Source organism: Paenibacillus sp. YSY-4.3 (assembly GCF_054767475.1).
The window spans coordinates 228,580-235,895 of record NZ_BAABMC010000007.1 but is presented as its reverse complement, the minus strand read 5'-3'; the positions used below and the strand labels follow the sequence as shown (position 1 = coordinate 235,895).

4 protein-coding genes are annotated in these 7,316 nt (G+C 52.7%); all 4 read left to right on the top strand.

Features of this window, described 5'->3' with window-relative positions:
- The first annotated feature begins 486 nt into the window (after positions 1-486).
- The 4 genes from ACYUJT_RS20735 (at position 487) to mutS (ending at position 6,915) form a co-directional block, all read left to right on the top strand.
- Complete coding sequence (locus ACYUJT_RS20735) at positions 487-1,443, top strand: aromatic acid exporter family protein (protein WP_460325835.1); 957 nt, start codon at positions 487-489, stop codon at positions 1,441-1,443.
- Positions 1,444-1,744: 301 nt separating this feature from the next.
- On the top strand, positions 1,745-2,290 hold the full coding sequence (gene cotE, locus ACYUJT_RS20730) for an outer spore coat protein CotE (RefSeq protein WP_460325813.1): 546 nt from the start codon (positions 1,745-1,747) through the stop codon (positions 2,288-2,290).
- 139 nt (positions 2,291-2,429) lie between these two features.
- Positions 2,430-3,914 carry a putative amidoligase domain-containing protein gene (locus ACYUJT_RS20725; RefSeq protein ID WP_460325811.1) on the top strand — a complete coding sequence of 495 codons (1,485 nt, stop codon included), beginning with the start codon at positions 2,430-2,432 and terminating at the stop codon, positions 3,912-3,914.
- Between the two features lie 55 nt (positions 3,915-3,969).
- A complete protein-coding gene (mutS, locus tag ACYUJT_RS20720) occupies positions 3,970-6,915 on the top strand; it encodes a DNA mismatch repair protein MutS (protein ID WP_460325809.1) in 2,946 nt (981 codons plus the stop codon).
- The last annotated feature ends 401 nt before the right edge of the window (positions 6,916-7,316 follow it).

Genomic DNA, 7,316 nt, shown 5'->3' with positions numbered 1-7,316 from the left:
TACGTTCCGCTATTTGTACGAAATAGGGCAAAATTTAGTTGGAACGGACACAGAAGACGCTATTTCAAGAAATTCAGCTCAAAATAGGGCGGAAATAGCTCGATAAGGCCTTCTGTGTCCGTTAGGAAACCGAAAAGCACACTATTACAGTAAATAAGGGCTTCTGGGTCCGTTTGCATCCAGCCAGTCATCGAAAAGCAACTGACCGTGACAACGAACGAATCAGACAATGCTGGAGTCTGGAGCCTCTGGAACTTCTGTAGCTTACGGAACTGACGGGACTACTGGAATTTCTGGGACATCTGTAACTGTTTGAGAAGTTGGAAGTAATTCAGATACTGTTGCTAGTGATGTGCTAAGAGACAGAAATATCATTGTGCGATGGCCGCAAAACGTAGTACGATGCTAATTAAATGTAAAGCGGTAGAAAAATCAAGCCAATGTACTTTTATTTTCAAATAATCTATGTTCTATAAGGGTGATGGCATGGGGTTTCGAGTCATAAAAACAGCGATTGCGACGCTAATCGCGATTATTATCGCAGATGCGTTTGATATTGAAGGGGCGCTATCAGCAGGGCTGTTAGCTATTTTAGGAGTGGATGTGACGCGGAAGCGGAGCTTGCTGACCGTGTCCTCGCGATTTTTCGCTTCAGTTTTAGGACTGCTGCTCGCGTTCTGTTTATTCTTCATCCTGGGCTTCCATATCTGGGTGCTTGTTCTGTACATATTGATCGCCTTCCCGCTTATGTCGCGCGCGCATTTCAAGGAAGGGATCGTGACGAGCTCGGTCGTCGTATTTCGCGTTTTTGGCGGAGAGGAATTGAGTCTGCACGTCATGCTGACGCAAATCGAGCTGCTAGTAATCGGGCTGGGCTCGGCGATGGCTGTAAATCTCATCTATATGCCAAAAGAACAGAATAAATTAAGCGAAATTCGCCATAAAATCGACGGACTGTTCGCGGACATTTTTAGCCAAATTGCCCTGACACTTCATCATCCGCAGCATGTATGGGACGGTAAAGAATTGATCGAGGCCGCCGCTCTGATCGAAGAAGGGCTCGCCCGAGCAAAGCGCGCGCTGGAGAACCAGCTTGTCGCGCCCGATGAATCGTGGAGCGTGTACTTCTACATGCGCAAACAGCAGCTGGAGCGGATCGAATCGATGCTGGAGCTCATCGCCCAGGTGTTTCAGCGGATGCCGCAAACGGATATTGCAGCACTGCTGTTCGAGCGATTGAGCCTGGATGTGACAGAGGAGGAATATACGGGCCGGACGGAGGCCATGCTCGCAGAGTGGGAACTTGAATTCAAAAAAATGGAGCTGCCCTCCACGAGGGAGGAATTCGAAATTCGCTCCGCCGTGCTGCAAATCTGCCGAGAGTTGGCGATGTATCTGGAAATTGCCAAGAAAGATAAAGTTCCTGTCCTTTCAAAATCATAGGACTATCCGTTAAAGCTACTTTGTTGAGGTTCGCCGTCCTTATATCGCAAGAAAAACTACCTCTAAAAGCGGTCTTGCTCCTTGGAAGGTACTTCGATTGACGTTTTTCTTTAGATATAAGTAAGACTACGCTCCGAGGTTCATCATCCTTATATCGCAAGAAAAACTACCTCTAAAAGCGGTCTGGCTCCCTGGAAGGTACTTCGATTGACGTTTTTCTTATTATTTTACTTCGTCCAATCAACATTCGCCTATGTCCTGCATACAATTGTAGTGAATGATGTATGGAGGAGGTTCGAACATGTCATCGAAATATCAAAGTAGAGAGATTATAACGAAAGCGATCTGCGGCAAAGGTCGTAAGTTCTCTACCGTAACCCATACCGTGACTCCGCCTCATAAACCGACCAGCATACTTGGCGCGTGGATTATAAACCACCAGTATGAGGCGGTCTCCGCAGGCGACGGAATCGAAGTTATTGGTAGTTACGATGTGAACATCTGGTATTCCTTCAGCAAAAACTCTCAGACCGAGGTAGCCAAAGAGACGATTTCCTATGTAGAACATGTGCCATTGAGCCATGTGGACTCAAGGCACCGCTCTTCAACGGTGGAAGTATCCGCGGAGGCAACGCAGGAGCCGAGCACCGTTGAAGCCGGCGTATCTGGGGATGGCCGTGTATCCATCCGCGTAGAGCGGGAGTTCGCCGTCGAGCTGATCGCTGAAACGAAGATCAATGTCCTCGTTGTGCCGGGCGGCGGTTACGAAGACAAGGAGTTCGATTTTGGTTCCGAACCGGGGGAATACGAAGACCTGGATCCGGATCTCCTCGACGACGAGCTGTAGCTTCGGGAGGACACGCGCTAGGTGAAGATAATCTAATATATGCGGCAGGGGCGGCGTCGTCGAGGGCGGCTGCCCTCTTTTTGTATAAAAAATAAATGAATGTACGCTGCTTACATCGCTGCAGGAGGGGGACGAGAGAATGGAGTTACTGCGCCCGTTTGGAACTCGGATTCAGGTCATTCGCGGAACATCTGCGCATCAGCTGCTGGATGCGCTCAAATCTTTGTCACGCGCCCATAAGGGTCATCATAGCAACGGCCAAGAGGAAGTAAGCATATCGAAGCGCTCGCTGCTAGGCACATTGGAATGGATTGAAATCAGGTTCTCTGAAAAAAATCAGCAAGTGCAGGCGAACAAAGGCTTTTTTACGATGAATGGACATCTAGGCGAATTTCTCGCAAGCTCGATTGCGAGGCGGCAGAGGCGCTTAACTATAAGCGGATTGAACGCAGCCCTGGATTCCGCCGTAGGTGAATCTTGGCTCACGCGAGGCAATCGCAAACTCCTACGCCGCTTTATTGTTCAGGTTTTTCACTTAAAGGCGACTTACATTGCTGAATTAGGTGTCGGAGGGACGCACCGTCCACTGCCGCAGGAAGAGGAAGGACGTCGTCCGCTGCTGGAACGCCGCTTGGAGAAAACCGCTGTGCGAGCGCTGTATGCTTTGCAGCTAGAAATGGGGGAAGTGACAATCCATGCCGGTGAGGATGGGAGATTCACAGTCGAGCAAGTGACAGCCATGCCGGATTACCGCGGGGAAGAACGGGCTAAGCGTGCTGCTCAAGTGATATGGGATACAGCGGAGGAGCTATGGAAGCATCAAGGCACAGCAAAAGAAGGCAGAAAGGCGCTCCTGGGGATGGATCCAGAATTCCTGCTGTTTAATCGCGTGACAGGCAAAGTGATCCCGGCTTCCCGCTATTTAGGGTTCGCGGGCGAGGCGGGTTGCGACTCCTTGAGATACCGGGGAGAGCGTCGATTTCCGCTCGTTGAGCTGCGGCCGAAGCCTGCCGGCGAACCGCGCGAGGTGCTCGTGCATTTGCTCCATGCCTTCCAGCTGGCTTATCGATCGATCGATGATAAAGAGCTGCAGTGGCAGGCCGGGGGGATGCCGCAGCGCGGCTTTCCCTTGGGCGGGCATATTCACTTCAGCGGCATTCCTCTGACCTTCGAACTGCTGCAGGTGCTGGATAACTATTTGGCGCTGCCTGTTGCTGCCCTGGAGGATCGCCGGAGCTTCGGGCGGCGGCCGCGTTACGGTTATTTAGGGGATTTTCGGCTGCAGCCGCATGGAGGGTTCGAGTATCGTACATTGCCCAGCTTCCTGATCTCTCCCCTGGTGACGAAGGGTGTCGTCGCGATCGCAGCGTTGATCGCTGGAAATGCGGAACGGCTGCCTCGCAGACCGCTGGACGACGAAAAAATTCATGCTGCTTTTTACCAAGGAGATCAAGGACGTCTGCGCGAGGAGCTGCCTCAGCTGCATTCCGATCTTAAAAAGCTGGCAGCTTACTCCCAATACGAGGGCTATATCGCCCCGTTCATGGAGGCGGCAGGCTCGGGGCGAACCTGGGATGAGACGGCGGACATTCGCAGGTTTTGGAAATTGGAAAATCATTCGTAAGCGGAGGGCGCTTTTGATATAATAGAAGTCTACGAAATGGGCATGGAGGATGATCATGGCAACCTATACGCCGATGATTCAACAATATTTAAGCGTGAAAGCCCAGGCGCAGGACGCGTTTCTTTTTTTCCGGCTGGGCGATTTTTATGAAATGTTTTTTGATGATGCGATATTAGCTTCGAAAGAGCTGGAAATTACGTTAACGGCGAGGGCGGGAGGAACCGAAGAGAAAATTCCGATGTGCGGCGTTCCTTACCATTCCGCCGAGAACTACATTCACCGGTTGATCGAGAAAGGGTACAAGGTCGCGATCTGCGAGCAAACGGAGGATCCGGCGGAAGCCAAAGGCGTGGTGCGCCGGGAAATCGTACGGGTCGTTACGCCGGGTACGGTCATGGAAGGGAAGACCATTGGCGAGAAGGCGAATAACTACATTCTATGCATTACGGAGCGGCAGGGCATGATGGCCATCGCCTCTTGCGACCTGTCCACCGGAGAACTGTACGCAAGCTCCTCACCAGCCAGCATGGAATGGCTGAGGGATGAGGTCGGGCTTTACGACCCGTCCGAAATCATCGGGGACGGCACGCTGCTGGATTGGCTGCGCCAGTCCAGCAGTCCGATCGGCAAACCGATCGTATATACGCCGTGGGATAAAGCGAAGGACGAGCTTGGGCGCAAGCAGTTCGGTGAGGCAGCTTGGGTACGGCTCGAGCCGGAACGCCGCGACTGTGTGGCGCTGCTGGTCGGCTATTTGAGCGAGACACAGAAGCGCTCCCTCGGGCAGCTGACGAAGATCTCGGCATATGAGCCAGAGAACTTTATGATTCTTGATCCGTTTACCCGCCGCAACCTAGAGCTGGTCGAAACTGTGCGTGAACGCTCCAAGCGCGGTTCGCTGCTGTGGCTGCTGGATCGTACGGAGACTTCGATGGGGGCGAGAATGCTGCGGCGCTGGATCGACAAGCCGCTGCTGCATCGCGGCCTGATTGAGGAACGGCTAGAGGCGGTCGATCAACTGTACGGATCTTTTATACTGAGGGAAGATTTGAAGGAAGCCTTAAAACAAATATATGATCTGGAACGGCTTGTAGGCCGGATTGCCTTTGGCAGTGCCAACGGACGTGATCTCATCGCCCTGAAGCAATCCTTGCGCCAGGTCCCGGCAATTAAGGCATTGTCCCAAGCTTCGGCATCAACGACGCTTGCCCGCGTCGCCGGGGAGATGGATGAGTGCGCCGATCTGGCGGACCAAATCGAGACTGCCATTGCGGACGAGCCGCCCGTATCGGTCCGTGACGGCGGCATTATCAAAAAAGGCTACCATGAGCGTTTGGACGAGCTGCGGGAAGCGGGAACGAACGGCAAACGCTGGATTGCCGAGCTGGAGGCCGCCGAACGCCAGGCTACGGGTATCAAATCGCTGAAGATTGGCTACAACAAAGTGTTTGGCTATTATATCGAGGTGACGAAATCGAACTTGTCCCTGCTGCCGGAAGGCAGATATGAGCGGAAGCAGACGCTGGCAAACGCGGAACGGTTCGTTACACCGGAGCTGAAAGAGAAGGAGACGCTGATTCTCGAAGCCGAAGAGAAAATGGTCGACTTGGAATACGCTTTGTTCACCGAGCTGCGCGAGCGGATTAGCGGGGAAATTACCCGCCTGCAGCGCCTGGCCGAGCAACTTGCCGTGATCGATGTATACCGTTCGCTTGCTGCGGTGGCCGCAGACAGCGGATTCGTGAAGCCCGTGCTGACAGATGGCTATGACATGGTCATCGAGCAGGGGCGGCATCCAGTCGTGGAATCGGTGATGAGCGATTCCGCGTTCATTTCCAACAGCACGAAGCTCCAGCAGGAGCTGGCAAGCATTCTGCTCATTACCGGGCCGAACATGGCCGGGAAGAGTACGTATATGCGCCAGGTGGCGCTGATTTCGATCATGGCGCAAATCGGCAGCTTCGTTCCCGCCGCATCGGCGGAAATTCCGCTGATAGACCGGATCTTTACACGCATTGGCGCGGCCGACGATTTGATCGGCGGGCAAAGCACCTTCATGGTCGAAATGGCCGACATCCAGGTGATGACGGAGAAAGCAACCGCGCGCAGCTTGATTATCATCGATGAGCTGGGACGCGGGACGTCGACAAGCGAAGGCATGGCCATCGCCCAGGCAGTCATTGAATACGTCCACGATCATATTGGCTGCAAGGCGCTCGTATCTACGCATTTCCATGAGCTGGCTCATTTGGAAACGAGCTTGTCCGGCCTCAGCAATTACTCTATGGCCGTACAGGAGAGCGGGGACAAGGTGCACTTCTTGCGGAAGCTCATTCCGGGTGCAGCGGATTCAAGCTATGGCATCTACTGTGCCAGATTGGCCGGTTTACCGGGTGGAATCATCGAACGTGCCTATGGATTGCTGCAGGGCTTCGAGCAGGCGGCAGCCGAGGTCGCTTCCGGGGGCGCTGAGCGCCGAAGCGGACAGGCCGTCCAGCAGTTAGCAGTCGCTGAAGATGGACTAGCATCAGGAGTCACCGTACAATCGGCTAATCATCTAGGCGGCCTCTCGCATGCGGGTTCGCCGGGTCCGGCGGCTACGTCTCATGTATTAGATGAGGGCGTGGCTGGTGCCGAGGCATCGGCTGGCGGCTCAGTTCTGAATCAAACAGGGACGGAAACTATGAATCAAATCGTGGCAGAGGCCGCGTGGAACGGAATATCGCTGCAGGAATCACATCAGTCAACGGCTGCTGAAGAGAGCGAGGGGCCGAATGAGGTGTCAGCCTTGGCGCCACACGAGACGCCGGGCAATGCGGAAGTCGTGCAGCTCTCGATCTTCGGAGATGAGCCGCCGGTGGCGAAATCGAAGCCTGCCGAGGAAGACGCCAAGGTGCGCAACATACTTAATATGGTGAAGAATGCGGATCTGCTGAATATGACGCCGCTGCAGGCGATGCAGCTGATCAATGATTTGAAGATGAAGGCCAAAAATTTATAATCTATGTAAGATGAACTCAGAATAGATGCAGGCAAGGGACACCATCTCATGTACCTAGGGAAAATAGGAGCAACAGCGATCGTAGGAACAATTTACGTACTTGCTTCACATCCATTTTTAGCGTTCAACTTTTTATAAATGGATTTATAGCAGTTAATTTCTGCGGCGAGGAAGGGAACATATATTTAAATGGATTTCATGTCGTTAGAAAAAGGGAAACTGCCAATGATGGGCCTGATTTATGATTTAGGTGTATAAAACCCATCTAATTCCCTAAAACAATCGTTTAGTGCCTAATTAGAGGCATGAATTCCATTTAAAATATGACCCGTGGTATTTACATCTTCGTTTGGTATTTGCATCTTCGTTTGGTATTTGCATCTTATGGTACGGTGTCTTAG